The organism is Streptococcus sp. SR1 (assembly GCF_000526075.1).
GTDB lineage: Bacteria > Bacillota > Bacilli > Lactobacillales > Streptococcaceae > Streptococcus > Streptococcus halitosis.
The window spans coordinates 1-22,284 of sequence record NZ_JATR01000004.1; the positions used below are offsets into that span (position 1 = coordinate 1).

26 protein-coding genes and 1 pseudogene are annotated in these 22,284 nt (G+C 43.4%); 23 read left to right on the forward strand and 4 right to left on the reverse strand.

Annotated features, from left to right (window positions below):
* The 7 genes and pseudogenes from HMPREF1518_RS10880 to dnaJ all read left to right on the forward strand — a co-directional run.
* A partial coding sequence (locus tag HMPREF1518_RS10880) for an SHIRT domain-containing protein (RefSeq protein ID WP_033583631.1) occupies positions 1-958 on the forward strand: 958 nt, incomplete at its 5' end.
* A 74-nt stretch (positions 959-1,032) separates the two neighbouring features.
* Positions 1,033-1,119, forward strand: a pseudogene (locus HMPREF1518_RS11085) (DUF2812 domain-containing protein); the annotation flags it as partial.
* Positions 1,120-1,279: 160 nt separating this feature from the next.
* The gene (gene hrcA, locus HMPREF1518_RS01445) at positions 1,280-2,314 is read left to right on the forward strand and encodes a heat-inducible transcriptional repressor HrcA (protein WP_033583633.1); all 1,035 of its coding nucleotides are present in this window, start codon (positions 1,280-1,282) and stop codon (positions 2,312-2,314) included.
* Positions 2,315-2,340: 26 nt separating this feature from the next.
* Positions 2,341-2,856: a nucleotide exchange factor GrpE gene (gene grpE / locus HMPREF1518_RS01450; RefSeq protein WP_000046057.1), complete on the forward strand. Its 516-nt coding sequence runs from the start codon at positions 2,341-2,343 to the stop codon at positions 2,854-2,856.
* A gap of 371 nt (positions 2,857-3,227) precedes the next feature.
* Entirely contained in the window at positions 3,228-5,051 is a 1,824-nt protein-coding gene (gene dnaK, locus HMPREF1518_RS01455) for a molecular chaperone DnaK (RefSeq protein WP_033583634.1), read from the forward strand.
* Between the two features lie 379 nt (positions 5,052-5,430).
* Positions 5,431-6,063: a DJ-1/PfpI family protein gene (locus HMPREF1518_RS01460; protein ID WP_033583635.1), complete on the forward strand. Its 633-nt coding sequence runs from the start codon at positions 5,431-5,433 to the stop codon at positions 6,061-6,063.
* A 158-nt stretch (positions 6,064-6,221) separates the two neighbouring features.
* The gene (dnaJ, locus tag HMPREF1518_RS01465; protein WP_001066316.1) at positions 6,222-7,358 is read left to right on the forward strand and encodes a molecular chaperone DnaJ; all 1,137 of its coding nucleotides are present in this window, start codon (positions 6,222-6,224) and stop codon (positions 7,356-7,358) included.
* A 77-nt stretch (positions 7,359-7,435) separates the two neighbouring features.
* Here the strand turns inward: dnaJ and HMPREF1518_RS01470 are convergent, their stop codons facing one another.
* The 3 genes from HMPREF1518_RS01470 to HMPREF1518_RS01480 form a co-directional block, all read right to left on the reverse strand.
* Positions 7,436-8,089 carry a hypothetical protein gene (locus HMPREF1518_RS01470; protein WP_033583687.1) on the reverse strand — a complete coding sequence of 218 codons (654 nt, stop codon included), beginning with the start codon at positions 8,087-8,089 and terminating at the stop codon, positions 7,436-7,438.
* A gap of 67 nt (positions 8,090-8,156) precedes the next feature.
* On the reverse strand, positions 8,157-8,444 hold the full coding sequence (locus tag HMPREF1518_RS01475; RefSeq protein ID WP_033583637.1) for a hypothetical protein: 288 nt from the start codon (positions 8,442-8,444) through the stop codon (positions 8,157-8,159).
* Positions 8,445-8,453: 9 nt separating this feature from the next.
* Complete coding sequence (locus HMPREF1518_RS01480; RefSeq protein ID WP_033583640.1) at positions 8,454-8,864, reverse strand: HIT family protein; 411 nt, start codon at positions 8,862-8,864, stop codon at positions 8,454-8,456.
* A gap of 67 nt (positions 8,865-8,931) precedes the next feature.
* On the opposite strand from HMPREF1518_RS01480, the gene HMPREF1518_RS01485 reads away from it, so the two are divergent.
* From HMPREF1518_RS01485 to HMPREF1518_RS01545, 13 genes are all read left to right on the forward strand, one after another.
* The gene (locus HMPREF1518_RS01485) at positions 8,932-9,663 is read left to right on the forward strand and encodes an ABC transporter ATP-binding protein (RefSeq protein WP_033583642.1); all 732 of its coding nucleotides are present in this window, start codon (positions 8,932-8,934) and stop codon (positions 9,661-9,663) included.
* A complete protein-coding gene (locus tag HMPREF1518_RS01490) occupies positions 9,660-10,709 on the forward strand; it encodes an ABC transporter permease (RefSeq protein WP_033583644.1) in 1,050 nt (349 codons plus the stop codon). The genes HMPREF1518_RS01485 and HMPREF1518_RS01490 overlap by 4 nt, the downstream gene beginning before the upstream one ends.
* A gap of 47 nt (positions 10,710-10,756) precedes the next feature.
* Positions 10,757-11,551, forward strand: coding sequence for a cell cycle regulator CcrZ (ccrZ, locus tag HMPREF1518_RS01495; protein WP_000363023.1), 795 nt, complete (start codon positions 10,757-10,759; stop codon positions 11,549-11,551).
* Positions 11,548-12,183 (forward strand): tRNA (guanosine(46)-N7)-methyltransferase TrmB, encoded by a 636-nt coding sequence (gene trmB, locus HMPREF1518_RS01500; RefSeq protein WP_033583646.1) that lies wholly within the window; start codon positions 11,548-11,550, stop codon positions 12,181-12,183. The genes ccrZ and trmB overlap by 4 nt, the downstream gene beginning before the upstream one ends.
* A 126-nt stretch (positions 12,184-12,309) precedes the next feature.
* Complete coding sequence (gene rimP, locus HMPREF1518_RS01505) at positions 12,310-12,789, forward strand: ribosome maturation factor RimP (protein WP_000338695.1); 480 nt, start codon at positions 12,310-12,312, stop codon at positions 12,787-12,789.
* A gap of 42 nt (positions 12,790-12,831) precedes the next feature.
* Entirely contained in the window at positions 12,832-13,968 is a 1,137-nt protein-coding gene (gene nusA, locus HMPREF1518_RS01510) for a transcription termination factor NusA (protein WP_033583648.1), read from the forward strand.
* 21 nt (positions 13,969-13,989) lie between these two features.
* The gene (rnpM, locus tag HMPREF1518_RS01515) at positions 13,990-14,283 is read left to right on the forward strand and encodes an RNase P modulator RnpM (protein WP_006144965.1); all 294 of its coding nucleotides are present in this window, start codon (positions 13,990-13,992) and stop codon (positions 14,281-14,283) included.
* The gene (locus tag HMPREF1518_RS01520) at positions 14,276-14,575 is read left to right on the forward strand and encodes a YlxQ-related RNA-binding protein (RefSeq protein ID WP_001041396.1); all 300 of its coding nucleotides are present in this window, start codon (positions 14,276-14,278) and stop codon (positions 14,573-14,575) included. The genes rnpM and HMPREF1518_RS01520 overlap by 8 nt, the downstream gene beginning before the upstream one ends.
* A gap of 16 nt (positions 14,576-14,591) precedes the next feature.
* Positions 14,592-17,378: a translation initiation factor IF-2 gene (infB, locus tag HMPREF1518_RS01525; RefSeq protein WP_033583650.1), complete on the forward strand. Its 2,787-nt coding sequence runs from the start codon at positions 14,592-14,594 to the stop codon at positions 17,376-17,378.
* 250 nt (positions 17,379-17,628) lie between these two features.
* A complete protein-coding gene (rbfA, locus tag HMPREF1518_RS01530) occupies positions 17,629-17,979 on the forward strand; it encodes a 30S ribosome-binding factor RbfA (RefSeq protein WP_001273601.1) in 351 nt (116 codons plus the stop codon).
* 95 nt (positions 17,980-18,074) lie between these two features.
* Positions 18,075-18,308, forward strand: coding sequence for a DUF1858 domain-containing protein (locus HMPREF1518_RS01535; RefSeq protein ID WP_000368739.1), 234 nt, complete (start codon positions 18,075-18,077; stop codon positions 18,306-18,308).
* Positions 18,308-19,642 (forward strand): DUF438 domain-containing protein, encoded by a 1,335-nt coding sequence (locus tag HMPREF1518_RS01540; protein ID WP_033583652.1) that lies wholly within the window; start codon positions 18,308-18,310, stop codon positions 19,640-19,642. Before HMPREF1518_RS01535 ends, HMPREF1518_RS01540 begins: the two co-directional genes overlap by 1 nt.
* A gap of 9 nt (positions 19,643-19,651) precedes the next feature.
* Positions 19,652-19,906, forward strand: coding sequence for a DUF1912 family protein (locus HMPREF1518_RS01545; RefSeq protein ID WP_000119707.1), 255 nt, complete (start codon positions 19,652-19,654; stop codon positions 19,904-19,906).
* 42 nt (positions 19,907-19,948) lie between these two features.
* On the opposite strand, the gene HMPREF1518_RS01550 is transcribed toward HMPREF1518_RS01545, so the two are convergent.
* Entirely contained in the window at positions 19,949-20,254 is a 306-nt protein-coding gene (locus tag HMPREF1518_RS01550; RefSeq protein ID WP_033583653.1) for a DUF898 family protein, read from the reverse strand.
* Positions 20,255-20,471: 217 nt separating this feature from the next.
* On the opposite strand from HMPREF1518_RS01550, the gene HMPREF1518_RS01555 reads away from it, so the two are divergent.
* From HMPREF1518_RS01555 to HMPREF1518_RS01565, 3 genes are all read left to right on the forward strand, one after another.
* Positions 20,472-20,867 (forward strand): helix-hairpin-helix domain-containing protein, encoded by a 396-nt coding sequence (locus HMPREF1518_RS01555; RefSeq protein WP_007519286.1) that lies wholly within the window; start codon positions 20,472-20,474, stop codon positions 20,865-20,867.
* A 283-nt stretch (positions 20,868-21,150) separates the two neighbouring features.
* Positions 21,151-21,738 (forward strand): flavin reductase family protein, encoded by a 588-nt coding sequence (locus HMPREF1518_RS01560; RefSeq protein WP_033583656.1) that lies wholly within the window; start codon positions 21,151-21,153, stop codon positions 21,736-21,738.
* Positions 21,716-22,273, forward strand: coding sequence for a GNAT family N-acetyltransferase (locus HMPREF1518_RS01565; protein ID WP_033583658.1), 558 nt, complete (start codon positions 21,716-21,718; stop codon positions 22,271-22,273). Before HMPREF1518_RS01560 ends, HMPREF1518_RS01565 begins: the two co-directional genes overlap by 23 nt.
* Positions 22,274-22,284: the final 11 nt, after the last annotated feature.

Here is a 22,284-nt window from a genome sequence, read left to right on the forward strand (position 1 = left end):
CTGGGAATTCACTCCAGCGCCAACAGTGACTCATAAGGCAACTCACGAGTTTGTCAGCGGAACTCCGGGTAAAGAACTTCCACAAGAAGTGAAAGCCCTTCTTCCAGCAGACCAAACAAACTTGAAAGATGGCAGTCAAGCAACACCAACACAACCAAGTCAAACAGAAGTTAAGACCTCGGAAGGTGCATGGAGCTTCAAGTCCTATGACAAGACTTCAGAGACTGTCAACGGTTCAGATGTTAAGTTTGTAGGGACATGGGAATTCACCCCAGTTCCAACAGTGACTCATAAAGCAGTTCACGAGTTTGTCAGCGGAACTCCAGGTAAAGAACTTCCACAAGAAGTGAAAGCCCTTCTTCCAGCAGACCAAACAAACTTGAAAGATGGCAGTCAAGCAACGCCAACGCAACCAAGTCAAACAGAAGTTAAGACAGTAGAAGGCACATGGAGCTTCAAGTCCTACGATAAGACATCGGAAACAATTAATGGATCAGATGTTAAGTTTATAGGGGCATGGGAATTTACAGCAACTCCAGTTCCAACAGTGACTCATAAAGCAGTTCACGAGTTTGTCAGCGGAACTCCAGGTAAAGAACTTCCACAAGAAGTAAAAGCCTTGCTTCCAGCAGACCAAACAGACTTGAAAGACGGTAGCCAAGCGATTCCGACGCAACCAAGTCAAACAGAAGTGAAGACAGCAGAAGGCACATGGAGCTTCAAGTCTTATGACAAGACATCTGAAACCATCAATGGAGCAGACGCACACTTCGTAGGAACTTGGGAATTCACTCCGGCCCCAATTAAAGATTCTGGAAATACTAGTCAACCAGAAGAAAGAAGTAGTCAAAATCAGAACTTGTTACCAAACACGGGTTCAGCAGTATCTGGTCTTCTTTCAATCATCGGTCTTGCCTTTGCAAGCCTAGCAGCTTTTGTTCTTCGCAAGAAAGACTAAGCTACTCTTAGGAAATAACAAAATGACTTCTTAATTCCTGAGTCTAAGAAGAGAGAACGAGAAATCGTTCTCTCTTTTTCGTTTTATACGCTTGCTTAATTTCTTATCTAATCTATGGTCTTTTCAGACTTAAAAGGAAATACCAAGTAGATGAGAAGTAAGATTCTAGGTCTGTAGACTGATTTTTAGCACTCTTGGTAAAAGAGTGCTAATTTTTTGAGTTTTTGTCTTGACATTCTCTTCTAAGGGTGTATAATAGAATCATGAGTTAGCACTTGGGTGCATAGAGTGCTAATTGATTGGACAGAGAGGAGTGATGAGATGGTTACAGAGCGTCAGCAGGATATTTTAAATCTGATTATTGACATCTTTACCAAAACGCACGAACCTGTCGGATCCAAGGCGCTACAAGAGTCTATCAATTCTAGTAGTGCTACCATTCGTAATGACATGGCGGCTCTAGAGAAGCAGGGTTTGCTTGAGAAGGCTCATACCTCAAGCGGTCGGATGCCAAGTGTCGCGGGATTTCAGTACTATGTGAAACACTCGCTTGCTTTTGACAGACTGGCTGAAAATGAGGTATACGAGATTGTCAAAGCCTTTGATCAGGAGTTCTTCAAACTGGAGGATATTCTGCAAGAGGCTGCTAATCTACTGACAGACCTGAGCGGCTGTACGGTAGTAGCACTGGATGTTGAGCCGAGCAGGCAACGGTTGACAGCCTTTGATATCGTTGTTTTGGGGCAACATACAGTCTTGGCAGTATTTACCCTAGACGAGTCGCGAACGGTTACAAGTCAATTTCTGATTCCAAGAAACTTCTTGCAGGAAGATTTGCTGAAACTGAAAAGCATCATTCAGGAACGTTTCCTCGGTCACACTGTTCTGGACATTCATTACAAGATTCGGACGGAGATCCCACAGATTATCCAGCGTTACTTTACAACTACGGACAATGTTATGGATCTCTTTGAACACATTTTTAAAGAAATGTTCAACGAAAACATTGTGGTGTCGGGCAAGGTCAATCTCTTGAATTTTGCCAATCTAGCGGCCTATCAGTTCTTTGACCAACCGCAAAAGGTGGCTTTGGAGATTCGTGAGGGTCTGCATGAAGATCAGATGCAAAATGTCCGTGTTGCGGACAGTCAGGAATCCTGTCTAGCTGACTTGGCGGTGATTAGCAGTAAATTCCTCATTCCTTATCGAGGTTTTGGAATTCTAGCGATTATCGGTCCGGTTAATCTGGATTACCAGCAATTGGTCAACCAAGTCAATGTAGTCAACCGTGTATTGACCATGAAGTTGACGGATTTTTATCGCTACCTCAGCAGTAATCATTACGAAGTAAATTAATTTTGAAATCATTAAAGGAGGCGAAAATGGCCCAAGATAAAAAGAACGAAGAAATGAAAGAAGAGGAAGTTGTGGAAACAACTGAAGAAACAACTCCTGAGAAGTCTGAGTTGGACTTGGCAAATGAACGCGCAGATGAGTTCGAAAACAAATACCTTCGCGCTCATGCAGAAATGCAGAATATTCAACGCCGTGCCAATGAAGAACGTCAAAACTTGCAACGTTATCGTAGCCAGGACTTGGCAAAAGCAATCTTACCATCGCTCGACAACTTAGAACGTGCACTAGCAGTTGAAGGTTTGACAGACGACGTCAAAAAAGGATTGGAGATGGTGCAAGAGAGCTTGATTCACGCTTTGAAAGAAGAAGGAATCGAAGAAATCGCAGCTGATGGTGAATTTGACCATAACTACCATATGGCCATCCAAACTCTTCCAGCAGACGATGAACACCCAGCAGATACAATCGCCCAAGTCTTCCAAAAAGGCTACAAACTCCATGACCGCATCCTACGCCCAGCCATGGTAGTAGTTTACAACTAGGCAATTCTGACGGTAGCTAAAGCAACTCGTCAGAAAACGGCAATCGCTATGGCGTTTGCCTAGCCTCCTTACTAACTCGTTGTCGAAATAGTATCGATTTCGACTCCTCATGTCGTAACATACTAGGAAACTTGTCCGAAACGACAATAAACTATGAAAGAAAGATAAAAAGCAAGCTGGAGGCTTGCAAGGAAGATATTGCCCGCCGTGGTGAAAGTTTCAGTAGTTTTTGCTACTGAAACAGGGGATTTCTGAGACAATAGGCTCAAAAATAAGTGATGAAATCCCGAAGGGAGTTGCTCACGTCCCCACCACTTAAGGGGAATATCAAAAAAATCAAAATTCGAATTAAAATTTAAGGAGAAAAACACATGTCTAAAATTATCGGTATTGACTTAGGTACAACAAACTCAGCAGTTGCAGTTCTTGAAGGAACTGAAAGCAAAATCATCGCAAACCCAGAAGGAAATCGCACAACTCCATCTGTAGTATCATTCAAAAACGGAGAAATCATCGTTGGTGATGCTGCAAAACGTCAAGCAGTTACAAACCCAGATACAGTTATCTCTATCAAATCTAAAATGGGTACTTCTGAAAAAGTTTCTGCTAACGGTAAAGAATACACTCCACAAGAAATCTCAGCTATGATTCTTCAATACTTGAAAGGTTACGCTGAAGAATACCTTGGTGAAAAAGTAACCAAAGCAGTTATCACAGTCCCAGCTTACTTCAACGACGCTCAACGTCAAGCAACTAAAGATGCTGGTAAAATCGCTGGTCTTGAAGTAGAACGTATCGTCAACGAACCAACTGCAGCAGCTCTTGCTTACGGTTTGGACAAGACTGACAAAGAAGAAAAAATCTTGGTATTTGACCTTGGTGGTGGTACATTCGACGTATCTATCCTTGAATTGGGTGACGGTGTCTTCGACGTATTGTCAACTGCAGGGGACAACAAACTTGGTGGTGACGACTTTGACCAAAAAATCATCGATCACATGATTGCAGAATTCAAGAAAGAAAATGGTATTGACTTATCAACAGACAAGATGGCTCTTCAACGTTTGAAAGATGCGGCTGAAAAAGCTAAGAAAGACCTTTCAGGTGTAACTTCAACTCAAATCAGCTTGCCATTTATCACTGCTGGTGAATCTGGACCTCTTCACTTGGAAATGACCTTGACTCGTGCGAAATTTGACGATTTGACTCGTGACCTTGTTGAACGTACAAAAGTTCCAGTTCGTCAAGCCCTTTCAGATGCAGGTTTGAGCTTGTCAGAAATCGACGAAGTTATCCTTGTTGGTGGTTCAACTCGTATCCCAGCCGTTGTAGAAGCTGTGAAAGCTGAAACTGGTAAAGAACCAAACAAATCAGTAAACCCTGATGAAGTAGTTGCCATGGGTGCTGCTATCCAAGGTGGTGTCATCACTGGTGATGTTAAAGACGTTGTCCTTCTTGATGTAACACCATTGTCACTTGGTATCGAAACAATGGGTGGTGTCTTCACAAAACTCATCGACCGTAACACAACAATTCCAACATCTAAATCACAAGTCTTCTCAACTGCAGCAGACAACCAACCAGCCGTTGATATCCACGTTCTTCAAGGTGAACGCCCAATGGCCGCAGATAACAAGACTCTTGGACGTTTCCAATTGACAGACATCCCAGCTGCTCCTCGTGGTATTCCACAAATCGAAGTAACATTTGACATCGACAAGAACGGTATCGTATCTGTTAAGGCTAAAGATCTTGGAACTCAAAAAGAACAAACTATTGTTATCCAATCTAACTCTGGTTTGACTGATGAAGAAATCGACCGCATGATGAAAGATGCGGAAGCAAACGCTGAAGCAGATAAGAAACGTAAAGAAGAAGTTGACCTTCGTAACGAAGTAGACCAAGCTATCTTTGCGACTGAAAAGACAATCAAGGAAACTGAAGGAAAAGGCTTCGATGCAGAACGTGACGCTGCCCAAGCTGCCCTTGATGAGCTTAAGAAAGCCCAAGAAGATAACAACTTGGACGAAATGAAAGCAAAACTCGAAGCATTGAACGAAAAAGCTCAAGGACTTGCTGTTAAACTCTACGAACAAGCCGCAGCAGCGCAACAAGCTCAAGCAGGAGCAGAAGGCGCACAAGCAACAGGAAACGCAGGCGATGACGTCGTAGACGGAGAGTTTACTGAAAAATAAGATGCAAAGCCCGTTAAAACCTCACAGTGAAAATAGGAAATCTGACGCAGACACTTTAGTTTCTAGGAAGATTTGCACCTAAAGGTAGCCATATCTGTAGTTCGCTAAAGCGAAAACCGCTACGTCTCTTTTTCACCAAGAGGTTAGGGCGTGCTCGATTCGGTAAGATGTTGAGGCGTTAAGAAAACGAAAGAAAGATAGGAAGCCATCGCCTTGTGCGATGCACAAAAAATGGCTTATCTTTTTTCCGAATTTTTTAGCCGAAACTCAGTTGAGCCATTACTAGTTTGATTTTTAAAACTCGAACTAGTAAGTATAAGAAGAAATCCAGAGGTTGCAACCCAGCCTCTGTTTTTCGATAAAATAGAGGGTGTAGCTTATGAAAAAAGTACTTTGTATCCTTTACCCCAATTTTTCTCTTTATGAGATAACCGCTTTAACAAGTGCTTTAGCTCTGTCTTTTGACATCATGATTGATTATGTCGCTTCGGATCATTCGATAGTGGTCTCTGAGGATGGTTTGCCCTGTCAACCGACGAAGACGTTGAATCAAATACGTCTAGAAGATTATTCTTGTGTTATTTTGCCAGGAATGGTAAATATAGGGCCTGCTCTACAGGATGAGAAATTGATTTCGTTTTTGAAAGGTCTCGATGAGCAAGATGTCTTAATTGCAGCAATTTCTTCAGCGCCTCTTTTATTGGCGAAAGCAGGTTTATTGAACGATACGAAATTTACAGGTGGGATTTGGCAAAACTTCTTTGACTATTTTGAATTTCTTCCTCGGGAAAATTTCAAAGCAAAAGCTGTCCTGCAAGATAAAAATATCATTACTGCTATTGGCTTTGCACATCAAGAGTTTGCAAGAAAAGTGATTCTTGGTCTAGGTTTGGCAGAAAATACTGATAACTATTTTAAAGAACAGAACGAATATTCAGAAGAGGACTTGATTTTTACTCTATCGGACAAAGAGTTTGATGAAGTGAAGCAGAGTATAGACAATACCCTCTAATGATTTACTTATAAATTATAGAAAGGAATAAGGGTGTTCGAGTAACTGAACACGGGCTACGGACTGTGTCAAAAAGATAGTTTTTTCTAGGACGTAAGCGTCCGTCGTCAAAACTCCTAGATGGCTGTGTCCGTTTGACGCCCTTTGTATCTTGAATTATGAACAATACTGAATTTTATGATCGTCTGGGGGTGTCAAAAAACGCTTCGGCAGACGAGATCAAAAAGGCTTATCGTAAGCTTTCCAAAAAATACCACCCAGATATCAACAAGGAGCCTGGTGCTGAGGAAAAATACAAGGAAGTTCAAGAAGCCTATGAGACTTTGAGTGACGACCAAAAACGTGCAGCCTACGACCAATATGGTGCTGCAGGTGCCAACGGTGGCTTTGGTGGTGCTGGCGGTTTTGGTGGCTTTGACGGAGCAGGTGGCTTCGGTGGTTTTGAGGATATTTTCTCAAGTTTCTTCGGTGGAGGCGGAGCTTCGCGCAATCCAAACGCTCCTCGTCAAGGGGATGACCTCCAGTACCGTGTGAACTTGACCTTTGAAGAAGCTATCTTCGGAACAGAAAAGGAAGTTAAATACAATCGTGAAGCTAGCTGTCGTACATGTAATGGATCTGGTGCTAAGCCAGGGACAAGTCCAGTCACTTGTGGACGCTGTCATGGCGCTGGTGTTATTAACGTCGATACGCAGACTCCGCTTGGTATGATGCGCCGCCAAGTAACCTGTGATGTCTGTCATGGTCGCGGAAAAGAAATCAAAGATCCATGTACAACTTGTCACGGAACAGGTCATGAAAAACAAGCTCATAGCGTACATGTGAAGATCCCTGCGGGTGTGGAAACAGGCCAACAAATCCGCCTAGCGGGTCAAGGTGAAGCAGGATTTAACGGTGGACCTTATGGTGACTTGTATGTGGTGGTTTCAGTAGAAGCTAGTGATAAGTTTGAACGTGAAGGAACCACTATCTTCTACAATCTGAACCTCAACTTTGTCCAAGCAGCTCTTGGTGATACTGTGGAAATTCCAACCGTGCATGGTGATGTTGAATTGGTCATCCCAGAAGGAACTCAGACTGGCAAGAAATTCCGTCTACGTGGTAAGGGAGCACCGAGCCTTCGTGGCGGTGCCGTTGGTGACCAATACGTGACTGTCAATGTCGTAACTCCGACAGGTTTGAACGACCGCCAAAAAGCAGCCCTTAAAGAGTTCGCGGCTGCAGGTGACTTGAAAGTCAATCCAAAGAAAAAAGGTTTCTTTGACCATATAAAAGATGCCTTTGAAGGAGAATAAAACAAAAAGAGCCGAGTGGCTCTTTTTGTTTTATCATTAAAAATTTAGTGTCGAAAAATCATTTTCCAGTTAGTCTACTATTTGTACTTTTGAGTGAGCAAGCCAGCCACATCCATCTCCTGAATGAGTTGCTTAAGTTCCGCTTCTTTACTAGGTTTCACGGTGACAGTATCGATATGTTTGATCGTCGAATTATCCTGAATATCCACTAAGGTCAAAGCTTTTTCATAGAATGCAATTCCCTTTTTAAGACTTGCCTGATCCTTCCAATTTAGAATTGTGTAAGAAGAATTTGATTTCTTTCCTTTTTCTTGGAAATATTTCTCGCCCTCCTCCTCTAAAAATTGTATTAAACCACGATTGAATAAGTTGTCCCCTACTTTATAGTAGGAAATATCTCCTGTCTGGAGGACATAGACTTTAAGTCGGTTTTTGGTGAGTTTTGGACTTTCTTTTAGGACGGGGTGACTATTGATGACCTCGTCTGAGAAAGTAACATAAAAATCTAGGCCTCCACCCTCGTATTGATAGTGTCCATCCGATTCGACTTTCTCGGGAGGGAGGTCAAGGGAGATAAAGATTTGTTTTAAGGCTTCATTCCCCTCACGGATGTCACTCGGTGAAGCCTTGAAAAGATTGGCCACTAGTAGAAATGCCAAGGCTACAAGAAGGCAGAGGCAGCCGCAAGGGATCGCGATGACCTTCGCTAGAACTTTTACAAACTGTTTCATTTTCATTCCTCTTCTTTGTTTGGACTTGACAACCTAAAATGGATTTAAGGAAAGTTGTTGGCTCTTTTTACTTATCCTCAAGCTTCTGTGTTTCTTTTATCACAGCCATTCTGGTTTGGATATCTTTTTCCAAGACTTTAAACTTGTAGGTCAAATCTTTCTGGTATTCCTTGATAAGGGCTTTTTGTTGGTCGATGATTTGCAGGCTGTTTTGAATGACATCCAAATCCTCCTTCATAGCTTCGACACGGTCGCTAGTATCCATCAACTCCTCTGTGATGGCTTGGCGGTTTTTTACGACAAAATAACTTCCGGCTGCAGCACCTGCAAATAGCAATAGATTGGATAGTTTCATGGCAACTCCTTAGGCATTTCTAATGGTTTCAGCGACTTGGGCAAGTTTGTCAAAGTCTGGTTCGTGGGCAATAAAGTCAATCTTGAGGTCGTCTTCTGCACTGTAGCGAGGTACGAGGTGCACGTGAGTATGAAAGACCGTTTGACCAGCAATTTCCTCGCAGTTGGCAATGATATTCATGCCGACAGCTTTGGTAGCCTTCATGACTTTTTGAGCCACTGTTGGCACTTGTGCAAAGAGTTGGCTAGCACTCGCGGCATCCATCTCCAAAAGATTGCGATAGTGCTCTTTTGGTACGACCAAGGTATGTCCAGGTGTTACTTGAGAGATATCAAGAAAGGCAAGAATCTGCTCATCCTCGTATACTTTTGAAGCAGGAATCTCTCCTGCGATGATCTTACAAAAAATGCAATCTGACATAAAATCCACCTCTACTGTATTGAATTTTGATATAATATAGCTACATTATACCAGATTCGGAGAAAATATGTTAGAAATTAAAAAACTGACAGGAGGCTATGTTCACGTTCCTGTCTTGAAAGATGTGTCCTTTACCGTTGAAAGTGGGCAGTTGGTCGGTTTGATTGGTCTCAATGGTGCTGGGAAATCAACGACAATCAATGAGATTATTGGTCTGTTGACACCTTACAGTGGAGAAATCAAGATTAATGGCCTAACCCTGCGAGAAGATGCGACTAACTACCGCAAGCAGATCGGCTACATTCCTGAAACGCCTAGTCTGTATGAGGAATTGACTCTCAGGGAGCATATCGAAACGGTTGCCATGGCTTATGGTATTGAGCAAAAAGTGGCTTTTAATCGTGTGGAACCTTTGTTAAAAATGTTTCGTTTGGATCAAAAATTAGACTGGTTTCCAGTACATTTCTCAAAAGGGATGAAGCAGAAGGTCATGATTATCTGTGCTTTTGTCGTAGATCCGAGTCTTTTCATCGTTGATGAGCCTTTTCTTGGTCTCGATCCCTTGGCGATTGCCGACTTGATTCAGCTTCTAGAAGTAGAAAAGCAAAAAGGCAAGTCCATTCTCATGAGTACCCACGTGCTAGACTCAGCAGAAAAGATGTGTGATGCCTTTGTTATTCTCCACAAGGGGGAGGTGCGGGCTCAGGGGAACCTCCAGCAACTCCGCGAGGTCTTTGACATGCCTGAAGCGAGTTTGAATGATATTTACTTGGCTCTGACCAAAGAGGAGGAGCTATGAAAGACTTGTTTTTAAAGCGAAAGCAGGCTTTTCGTAAGGAGTGTGTCGGTTATCTGCGTTATGTTCTAAATGACCATTTTGTCTTGTTCCTGTTAGTTCTCATCGGTTTTCTAGCTTACCAGTATAGTCAACTCTTGCAAGATTTTCCTGAAAACCACTGGCCTATTCTCTTGTTTTTAGTAATAGTATCTACCTTGCTTTTGGCTTGGGGAGGAATCGCGACCTATATGGAGGCACCTGACAAGCTCTTTCTCTTAGTCAGTGAAGAGGAGGTTAAGTCTCACCTCAAAGGGCAGACGATGCGCTCACTGGTCGTTTGGCTCTTTGTCCAAACACTTTTCTTGCTTTTATTTGCGCCCTTATTTTTAGCCATGGGTTATGGCTTGCCAGTCTTTCTCATCTATGTGCTTTTACTGGGAGCTGGGAAATACCTGCTCTTTCGTCAAAAAGCCAATAAATTTTTTACTGAGAACGGAATTGACTGGGACTATGTGATCGCCCAAGAGAGCAAGCGCAAGCAAGTTTTGCTTCGTTTCTTTGCTCTCTTTACTCAGGTCAAGGGCGTTTCAAATAGTGTCAAACGTCGCGCTTATCTAGATTTCATCCTAAAGACTGTTCAAAAGGTGCCTGGGAAGATTTGGCAAAATCTCTATCTCCGCTCTTATCTGCGAAATGGAGACCTCTTTGCCCTCAGTCTCCGCCTCCTCTTCCTATCCTTGTTAGCTGTGATCTTTATTGAGCAAGCTTGGATCGCGACAGCAGTAGTAGTTTTATTTAACTATCTCCTGCTCTTTCAGTTACTGGCCCTCTATCATGCCTTTGACTACCAGTACTTGACTCAGCTCTTTCCACTAGAAAAAGGGGAGAAAGAGAAGGGATTGAAACAGATTGTAGTCGGTGTGGGAAGTGCAGTTCTTTTGTTAGAATTGCTGGTCGGAGCAGTGGTTTTTCAAGGGAAAATAGCCTTGTTGGCTCTTGTAGGGGCTAGTCTCTTCCTACAATTGTTTTATTTACCTTACCAACTAAAAAGATTGGTTGACGAATAGACCAAAAACTAGTAGAATAGTAAGGAAACTTTATACGGAGGAAAGAAATGGACTTGGGTGATAATGAGCTAACGCTGACCCCTATCCCTGGGAAGAGCGGCAAAGCTTATATGGGAAGCTACCCTGATGGGAAGCGCGTCTTTGTAAAAATGAACACCTCTCCAATCCTACCTGGCCTGGCCAGAGAACAAATCGCTCCTCAATTACTATGGACTCGTCGTTTGCCAGATGGCAGTGATATGTGTGCTCAGGAATGGCTGACGGGCAAAATCTTGACCCCTTACGACATGAATCGCAAGCAGATTATCAATATCTTGAACCGTCTCCACCGCTCGCGTCCTTTGATGAAGCAGTTGAGCCGTTTGGGATATACCATGGAAACACCAGTTGATTTATTGCGTTCTTGGCAACATGGAGTTCCAGAAATCTTGAAACAGAATCACTATTTGAACAGTGTGATTGCTGAGCTAGGTAAGACGGCTCCAGGTTTTAGAGAAGACCATGCAACGATTGTGCATGGAGATCTTCGTCATAGTAATTGGATTGAGACAGAGAGTGGACTCGTTTATCTAGTGGATTGGGATTCGGTTCGTCTGACGGATCGTATGTTTGATGTGGCGCATTTGCTATGCCACTACATTCCTGATCATCAGTGGCGCCAATGGTTGAGAGACTATGGCTATAAGTACAATCAGACAGTGTTAGATAAATTGTATTGGTATGGTCAGTATTCTTACTTGAACCAGATTGCCAAATACTGTGAAAATCAAGATTTAGACAATGTAAACCGGGAGATTTACGCCTTGCGTGTCTTCCGCGATAAGTATGGAAAGAAGAGATGAGAGTTAGAAATCGTAAAGGGGCGACAGAATTACTAGAGGCCAATCCTCAGTATGTGGTCCTTAATCCCTTGGAGGCTAAAGGGAAATGGCGAGACTTGTTTGGAAATGATCATCCTATTCATGTTGAGGTTGGAAGTGGGAAAGGGGCCTTCATATCAGGAATGGCCAAGCAAAACCCTGACATCAACTACATCGGGATTGACATCCAAAAGTCGGTATTGAGTTATGCCTTGGACAAGGTGCTTGAAGTTGGAGTTCCCAATATCAAATTGCTGTGGGTAGATGGTTCAGATTTGACTGACTACTTTGAAGACGGTGAGATTGATCGTCTCTACCTCAACTTTTCAGATCCCTGGCCTAAAAAACGCCATGAAAAACGTCGTTTGACTTACAAGAGTTTCTTGGATACTTTCAAGCGCATCTTGCCTGAGAATGGGGAAATCCATTTCAAGACAGATAACCGTGGCTTATTTGAGTATAGTCTAGTGAGCTTTTCTCAGTATGGGATGAAACTCAATGGTGTCTGGCTAGACTTACATGCCAGTGATTTTGAAGGCAATGTCATGACAGAGTATGAGCAAAAATTCTCCAGCAAAGGTCAAGTGATCTACCGAGTTGAAGCAGAATTTTAAGAAATAGCTTGAAAACCAGCTGTTTGAGTGCTAATACTTTACATAAATTGACAAACGTGCTATACTGATAGTAAGAATATGAGAAAGAGAGGCGGGGAAATATCTTCGCCTCTTGCTTATGAGGAGGTGGACGCAATCGCAACAATCGTAGAATTAGTCAGAGAAGTTGTAGAACCTGTCATCCAAGCACCTTTCGAACTCGTGGATATCGAGTATGGAAAGATTGGCAGTGACATGATTCTCAGTATTTTTGTAGATAAACCTGAAGGAATTACCTTGAACGACACGGCAGACCTGACAGAAATCATCAGTCCTGTCCTAGATACCATCAAGCCCGATCCCTTCCCAGAACAATATTTCCTAGAAATCACCAGTCCAGGCTTGGAACGTCCTTTGAAAACCAAGGATGCTGTCGCTGGAGCTGTTGGGAAATACATCCATGTCGGGCTCTACCAGGCCATCGATAAGCAAAAAGTCTTTGAAGGAACCTTGGTATCCTTTGAAGAGGACGAGTTGACCATGGAATATATGGACAAGACACGTAAGAAAACCGTCCAAATTCCATACAGTTTAGTATCAAAAGCACGTTTAGCAGTAAAACTATAGAAAAGAAAGGATAGCTTTTGAGGATTCAAAAGTAAAAAGAACATGAGTAAAGAAATGCTAGAGGCCTTCCGCATTTTGGAAGAAGACAAGGGAATCAAAAAAGAAGACATCATCGACGCAGTAGTAGAGTCACTTCGTTCCGCTTATCGCAGACGCTATGGCCAATCAGACAGCGTAGCCATCGACTTCAACGAAAAAACAGGTGATTTTACAGTTTATACTGTCCGTGAAGTGGTTGATGAAGTATTTGATAGCCGTTTGGAAATCAGCTTGAAAGATGCTCTTGCCATTAATTCAGCCTATGAGCTTGGTGATAAAATCAAGTTCGAAGAAGCACCAGCTGAGTTTGGTCGTGTAGCAGCCCAATCTGCCAAACAAACCATCATGGAAAAAATGCGCAAGCAAACACGTGCTATCACTTACAATACTTATAAAGAACATGAACAAGAAATCATGTCTGGTACAGTAGAAAGATTTGACAACCGCTTTATTTACGTCAACCTTGGCAGCATCGAAGCCCAATTGTCCAAACAAGACCAAATTCCTGGAGAGGTGTTTGCTTCCCATGACCGTATCGAAGTCTATGTTTATAAGGTTGAAGACAACCCTCGTGGTGTCAACGTCTTTGTCAGTCGTAGCCATCCAGAAATGATCAAACGCTTGATGGAGCAAGAAATTCCAGAAGTTTACGATGGAACTGTCGAAATCATGAGCGTAGCCCGCGAAGCTGGTGACCGTACTAAGGTTGCTGTTCGTAGCCACAATCCAAATGTGGACGCTATCGGGACAATCGTTGGGCGTGGTGGTGCCAATATCAAGAAAATCACCAGCAAATTCCACCCAGCTCGTTATGATGCTAAGAGCGACCGTATGATTCCTGTTGAAGAAAACATTGACGTTATCGAGTGGGTAGCGGATCCAGCTGAGTTTATCTACAATGCCATCGCACCTGCAGAGGTTGACCAAGTTATCTTTGATGAAAATGACAGCAAACGTGCCTTGGTCGTTGTACCTGATAACAAGCTTTCTCTTGCTATCGGTCGTCGTGGACAAAACGTTCGCTTGGCAGCTCACTTGACAGGTTACCGTATCGATATCAAGTCTGCCAGTGAGTTTGAAGCTATGGAAGAAGCAGGTCAAATTGATTACGCAACTGCGGACGAATTGATCGAAGAATAAAAGCTGCTAGAGGAGGGAAAGATGAAAACAAGAAAAATCCCTTTGCGCAAGTCTGTTGTGTCCAACGAAGTGATTGACAAGCGTGATTTGCTCCGCATTGTCAAGAACAAAGAAGGAGAGGTCTTTATCGATCCGACAGGCAAGGCCAATGGCCGTGGCGCTTATATCAAGCTAGACAATGCAGAAGCCCTAGAGGCCAAAAAGAAGAAAGTCTTTAACCGCAGCTTTAACATGGAAGTTGAAGAAAGCTTTTATGACGAGTTGATCGCCTATGTGGATCACAAAGTAAAAAGAAGAGAGTTAGGACTTGAATAAGCAAAAAATAAGCAATCTCTTGGGTCTTGCTCAACGAGCAGGTAGGATCATATCGGGTGAGGAATTGGTAGTCAAGGCCATCCAAGACCAGAAAGCCAAGCTAGTCTTTCTAGCACATGATGCTGGTCCTAATCTAACCAAGAAGATTCAAGATAAAAGTGACTATTATCAAGTAGAAGTTATAACCGTGTTTTCAACACTGGAATTAAGCATAGCAGTCGGAAAATCAAGAAAGGTTTTGGCTGTGACTGATGCTGGATTTACAAAGAAAATGAGGTCTCTTATGGAATAGAAGAGGAGGACATGATTTGTCTAAGAAAAGATTGTACGAAATCGCAAAAGAACTTGGAAAAGAAAGTAAAGAAGTTGTAGCGCGTGCAAAAGAGTTGGGCTTGGATGTGAAAAGCCACTCATCGAGCGTGGAAGCTGCTGCTGCTGAGCGAATCGCAGCGAGCTTTAAGCCTGCACCTGCTCCTAAGGCAGAAGCAAAACCTGCGACACCAAAAGCAAGTGTAGAAAAGAAGGTGGAAAAGCCTGCATCAGCTAAACCAGCTGTTGCTAAGGAAGAAAGTAAACCAGCTACACCCGCAGCTCCTAAGGAAGAAAAAGTAGTGGCAGCGAGACCACAAAGTCGAAACTTCAAGGCGGAGCGTGAGGCGCGTGCCAAAGAGCAGGCAGATCGACGCAAACAAAACAAGGGCAACAACCGTGACCAACAACAAAACGGCAACCGTCAGAAAAACGACGGCCGTAATGGTGGTAAACCTGGTCAAGGGAACCGCGACAACCGCCGTTTTAACGACCAAGGGAAAAAACCACAAGGTCAAGGGAATCGTGGCAATAATCGCCGTCAGCAACAAGACTTCCAGCCAAAACCAGCTGGACCACGTGTTGACTTTAAAGCCCGTGCAGCAGCCCTAAAAGCAGAGCAAAATGCAGAGTACGCACGCTCAAGCGAGGAGCGCTTCAAACAATCGCAAGCTGCCAAAGAAGCCTTGGCTCAAGCCAACAAGCGCAAGGAGCCAGAGGAAATCTTTGAAGAAGCTGCTAAGCTAGCTGAACAAACGCAACCAGCGGTAACAGTAGTTCCTGTAGCGAAAGAAGCGCCAGTGGATACACGTCGTAAAAAACAAGCTCGACCAGACAAAGAACGTGATGATTATGATCACGAAGAAGATGGTCCTAGAAAACAACAAAAGAATCGAAGTAGTCAAAATCAAGTGAGAAATCAAAGAAATAGTAACTGGAATAACAATAAGAAGAACAAAAAAGGCAATAACAAGAACAACCGTAACCAGGCTCCAAAACCTGTTACAGAGCGCAAGTTCCATGAATTGCCAACAGAATTCGAATATACAGATGGTATGACTGTTGCGGAAATCGCAAAACGTATCAAACGTGAACCAGCTGAAATCGTTAAGAAACTCTTTATGATGGGGATTATGGCCACACAAAACCAATCCTTGGATGGAGAAACCATTGAACTCCTCATGGTGGATTACGGTATCGAAGCCAAACAAAAGGTTGAAGTGGACAATGCCGACATCGAACGTTTCTTTGTCGAAGATGGTTATCTCAATGAAGATGAATTGGTTGAGCGTCCACCAGTTGTCACCATCATGGGACACGTTGACCATGGTAAGACAACACTTTTGGATACCCTTCGTAATTCTCGTGTTGCGACAGGTGAAGCGGGTGGTATCACTCAGCATATCGGTGCTTACCAAATCGTGGAAAATGGCAAGAAGATTACCTTCCTTGATACGCCAGGACACGCAGCCTTTACATCGATGCGTGCGCGTGGTGCTTCTGTTACCGATATCACCATCTTGGTCGTAGCGGCAGATGACGGTGTTATGCCTCAAACTATCGAAGCCATCAACCACTCAAAAGCGGCCAACGTTCCAATCATCGTTGCCATCAACAAGATTGATAAACCAGGTGCCAATCCAGAACGTGTTATCGGTGAATTGGCTGAGCATGGGGTTATGTCAACGGCTTGGGGTGGAGATTCTGAATTTGTTGAAATCTCAGCTAAATTCAACCAAAATATCGATGAACTCTTGGAAACAGTTCTTCTTGTGGCTGAAATTCAAGAACTCAAGGCAGACCCAACAGTGCGTGCTATCGGTACGGTTATCGAAGCTCGCTTGGATAAAGGGAAAGGTGCGGTCGCAACCCTTCTTGTGCAACAAGGTACTTTGAATGTGCAAGACCCTATCGTTGTCGGAAATACCTTCGGTCGTGTCCGTGCCATGACCAATGACCTTGGTCGTCGTGTCAAGGTCGCAGGCCCATCAACGCCGGTTTCTATCACAGGTTTGAACGAAGCACCAATGGCGGGTGACCACTTTGCTGTTTACGAAGATGAAAAATCTGCGCGTGCAGCAGGTGAAGAACGTGCGAAACGTGCTCTTATGAAGCAACGTCAAGTAACTCAACGTGTCAGCCTTGAAAACCTCTTTGATACGCTTAAAGCAGGCGAGCTCAAGTCTGTTAACGTCATCATCAAGGCCGACGTACAAGGTTCAGTTGAAGCCCTTTCTGCCTCGCTTCAAAAGATCGATGTAGAAGGTGTCAAAGTTACCATCGTTCACTCAGCGGTCGGTGCCATTAATGAATCTGATGTGACTCTTGCGGAAGCTTCAAATGCCTTTATCATCGGTTTCAACGTGCGCCCTACACCACAAGCTCGTCAACAAGCAGAAGAAGATGATGTAGAAATCCGTCTCCACAGCATTATCTACAAGGTTATCGAAGAGATGGAAGAAGCCATGAAAGGGATGCTTGATCCAGAATTCGAAGAAAAAGTTATCGGTGAGGCAGTTATCCGTGAAACCTTCAAGGTATCTAAAGTGGGAACCATCGGTGGATTCATGGTTACGAGTGGTAAAGTTACCCGTGACTCTAAAGTCCGTGTTATCCGTGACGGTGTCGTTATCTATGACGGTGAACTTGCAAGCTTGAAACACTACAAAGATGACGTCAAAGAAGTTACGAACGGCCGTGAAGGTGGTCTCATGATTGATGGCTACAATGATATCAAGATGGATGATGTGATTGAGGCATACGTCATGGAAGAAATTAAACGTTAAGATTTTTGCTCCTTTCTTAGGTGGTGAGGGACGCAAGCAAACCGATGGTTTCATTGCTTGTTTTTGAGCCTAGTGTCTCAAAAATCCCCTGTGATGGGACTGATAAATCAGTTCCATCACTTTCACCACAGCGAAAGAAGCAGACAAGTTCAAATTGAACTTCGTTTCAATTTGAACTGAAAATCAATAAATTTAAAAATAGCTAGGTCTGCTGGCCTAGCTTTTGGTTCAAAGTAGAGAAAGGAATATCATGGCAAATCATTTCCGTACGGATCGTGTGGGCATGGAAATCAAGCGTGAAGTCAATGAGATTTTGCAAAAGAAAGTCCGTGATCCGCGTGTCCAAGGTGTGACCATTACAGATGTTCAGATGCTAGGTGACTTGTCTGTTGCTAAGGTTTACTACACCATTTTGAGTAACCTTGCTTCGGATAACCAAAAAGCTCAAATCGGGCTTGAAAAAGCAACTGGTACCATCAAACGTGAACTTGGTCGCAATTTGAAATTGTACAAAATCCCAGATTTAACCTTCGTCAAAGACGAATCCATTGAATATGGAAACAAGATTGACGAGATGTTACGCAATCTGGATAAAAACTAAGAAAGAGGGGAAACCCTCTTTTTTGGTGTATGCTAATCGTCCTTATGGTATAATATAAGCAGGAAAATCATTTTAGAACATACATGGAGGTCGTCATGGACAATATCATCGATGTGTCAATACCCGTTGCAGAAGTGGTAGACAAGCACCCGGAAGTCTTGGAAATCCTAGTGGAGCTCGGTTTTAAACCACTTGCTAATCCCTTGATGCGCAATACAGTCGGTCGCAAGGTATCGCTTAAGCAGGGTTCTAAACTTGAAGGAACTCCTATGGACAAGATTGTCCGCACGTTGGAAGCGAACGGCTATGAAGTGATTGGATTAGACTAATGGCAGATGAACGGATTCATATCCTACGGGATATTTTGTTAGAATTGCACAACGGCGCCTCTCCCGAGTCAGTTCAGGAGCGTTTTGATGCGACCTTTACAGGTGTGTCAGCCATCGAGATTTCCCTCATGGAGCACGAGCTGATGAACTCAGACTCAGGTGTCACCTTTGAAGATGTCATGGAACTCTGCGATGTCCATGCTAATCTTTTTAAAAATGCTGTTAAGGGCGTCGAAGTGGAGGATACTGAACACCCTGGCCACCCAGTTCGCGTCTTCAAGGATGAAAATCTGGCTCTCCGTGCTGCCTTGATTCGCATTCGGAGATTGTTGGACACCTATGAGTCTATGGAAGACGAGGAAATGCTGGCAGAGATGCGTAAGGGTTTGGTTCGTCAAATGGGGCTGTTGGGCCAATTTGATATTCACTATCAGCGCAAGGAAGAGCTCTTCTTTCCCATCATGGAGCGCTATGGACACGATTCACCTCCTAAGGTTATGTGGGGAGTGGATGACCAGATCCGAGAACTCTTTCAAACAGCTTTAACGACAGCCAAGTCACTACCTGAAGTATCGATTAGCAGTGTAAAAGAAGATTTTGAAGCTTTTGCGACAGAGTTTGAAAGTATGATTTTCAAGGAAGAGTCCATCCTCCTCATGATTCTCCTTGAGTCTTTCACCCAGGATGACTGGATTCAGATTGCGGAGGAGAGCGATGCCTACGGCTATGCCATCATCCGTCCGTCAGAGAAATGGGTGCCAGAGCGCCAGAGTTTCGTTGAGGAAAAGAGTGCAGAGGAGCCCGTGCAACTAGACACGGCTGAAGGTCAAGTTCAGCAAGTTATCGATACACCAGAAGGCCAGTTCACCATTACCTTTACCCCTAAGGAAAAGGAAGCAGTGCTGGACCGCCATAGCCAACAGGCTTTTGGCAATGGCTATCTCTCAGTCGAGCAGGCCAACCTCATCCTCAATCACCTCCCTATGGAGATCACTTTTGTTAATAAGGACGATATTTTTCAGTATTACAATGACAATTCGCCAGCTGATGAGATGATTTTCAAACGGACACCGTCCCAAGTCGGGCGCAATGTCGAATTATGTCATCCTCCAAAATATTTGGAGAAAGTCAAAGCCATCATGCAAGGTCTTCGTGAAGGGCTCAAGGACAAGTATGAAATGTGGTTCAAGTCGGAGTCGCGAGGCAAGTTTGTCCACATCACCTATGCTGCAGTACACGATGAGAACGGGGAATTTCAAGGAGTCCTAGAGTATGTTCAGGATATCCAGCCTTACCGTGAGATTGATACGGACTACTTCCGTGGATTAGAATAAGGAGAATCAATGAGTTACGAACAAGAATTTATGAAGGAATTTGAGGCCTGGGTGAACACCCAGATCATGATCAACGACATGGCGCATAAGGAAAGTCAGAAGGTTTACGAAGAAGACCAAGACGAGCGTGCCAAAGATGCCATGATTCGCTACGAAAGCCGCTTGGATGCTTATCAGTTCTTGCTTGGTAAGTTTGAAAATTTCAAAGCAGGCAAGGGATTTCATGATTTGCCAGAAGGATTGTTTGGCGAGAGAAACTATTAATCGTTGTAAATCAAAAAGTGCGTATGAACGCACTTTTTCTGTTTATACGTGATGTGTGTGTTTGGTAATCCATTGTTCCATTTTAATATGCAACCAGAATGAATAGATGCCCAAAGTGATGATGGTGAGCAAGAACCACTTGATCCAGTTCCCGAATAATTGAGAACCTGTTCCGTCAAAATAGAGGCGACGCCCATCGATGACAGTGTGATTGACTTTCCAGTTTTGCATCATACAAACTGCCCAAGGCGTAGCGATTCCAATAGTAAAAACTATGATAAGCATGGCTAGGATAGCATATCCAACGTAGCTCAAAAGACCACCATCAAAGTAACTTTCATTATTCATATTCTTCTCCTTATCAGCTTTTTACGTGAATTAGTCTTGCACATTACTGCATGTTTTATCAAGAAGTTGAATCATTGTCAAATTAGATTGAAAGAAAAAACGGCTAGATTTTTAGGAGCAATCTCGTTTCCTTTCTTGATTTTTTCCCAAAATCTTGATAGAATATCTTTATTAAATCCTTGTCAGAACAGGGATTTTTTATTGAAAGGATTTTATCATGTCAAAGAAACTCCAACGGAAAAAACAATTACGAAACAGCCTTCGTCGTTCAGGTGCATTTTCAAGTACGGTGACCAAGGTTGTCGAAGAAACAAAAAAAGTTGTGAAACATGCAGAAAAATCTGCTAGCGAAGCAGGGAAAGTTGTCTCTAAAAAAGTGGAACAAGCAGTAGAAGCAACTAAAGAGCAAGCTCAAAAAGTTACAAGCTCTGTAGAAGAATTCGCAGCCAACCTAGGTGGACTCTCAGTAGATCGAGCTAAGACTTTCTATGATGAAGGGATCAAGTCGGCTGCTGACTTTAAAAACTGGACTGAAAAAGAACTCCTTGCTTTGAAAGGGATTGGCCCAGCTACCATCAAGAAATTAAAAGAAAACGGCATCAAGTTCAAGTAATCTTTCTTGCCCCTTGCATTTCCGTCAAAAACTTGTTAAAATAAAGCCATTAGAGGTGTTTTGAGTCCCACATTTTACAGAAAGTGGCGGTGTTGAGAAGTCCACAAATGTGTCGAAACTGGTTGCTAATGGCTGAAAATGAAATAATATTGTCTTTTTATTATGAAGACGAGAGTTGCGGGCTCTGCCCGAAATTGGGTGGTACCGCGGATAAACACATTCGTCCCTGTCATGGATATGGCAGGGCTTTTCTTTTTTTGCGTCTTAGTCAAAGGAGGTTGTTATGAAGCAATCTTTTAAAACAAGTAAGCTCTACTATGGCTTTCCTATCTTCATTTTGGGATATCAGGATCAGAATTTTGGGCACAATATTACGACCTGTAGCTCCTCTTATAGCTTGGGAGATTGGCTAGTCATAGGTGTTGGTGCTGAGGAAAATGCGGCTGAGCAAATCAAGCATTTCCAGAAGTTTACTGTGAACATACCTGATGAAAACCTCATGCTCGAAATGGAGCAGGCTGGTTTTATTAGCCATCGAGAAAAGTTGGGACACTTGGGGCTAGACTATGAGATTTCTGAACAGACTCAGGCACCGATTTTAAAGGCCTGTCCAGTCGTATTGGACTGTCAGGTAGATAGGATTATCGAGGAAGACGGCATCTGCCATATCTTTGCCAAGATTCTCGAGCGACTTGCTGATCCTGAGCTCTTGGATGACAAGGGGCATTTTAAAAATGACCGTTTTTCGCCAACTTACTTTATGGGGGACGGCCACCAGCGCGTTTATCGTTATTTAGATGATCGTGTCGACCCTATGGGGAACTTCATCAAGAAAGCGAGGAGGAAGGATGGCAAGAGTAACATTACCTGAGCGAATCGAAACGGAGCGACTGGTCTTGCGAGTCCGCACAGTGGCGGATGCTGAGGATATATTTGACTATGCCAGTCTTCCAGAAGTTTCTTATCCCGCTGGTTTTCCACCCGTCAAGATCTTGGAAGATGAGATTTATTATCTGGAGCACATTCTTCCCGAACGCAATGAAAAGGACAATCTCCCAGCTGGTTATGGCATTGTGGTCAAAGGAACTGATACAATCATCGGCTCTGTTGATTTTCCTCATCGACACGAAGACGACGTGCTGGAGATTGGCTATACCTTGCACCCAAACTATTGGGGTCTAGGTTATGTTCCAGAGGCGGCACGTGCCTTGATTGACCTAGCTTTTAAAGAACTTGATCTTCACAAGATTGAACTGACTTGCTTTGGGTATAACCTTCAAAGTCAACGAGTTGCAGAGAAACTTGGCTTTACCCTCGAAGCCCGCATCCGGGACAGAACGGATGTTCAAGGAAACCGCTGTGACAGTCTGATATATGGCTTGCTGAGGAGTGAGTGGGAAATTTAGTAATGAAAAGA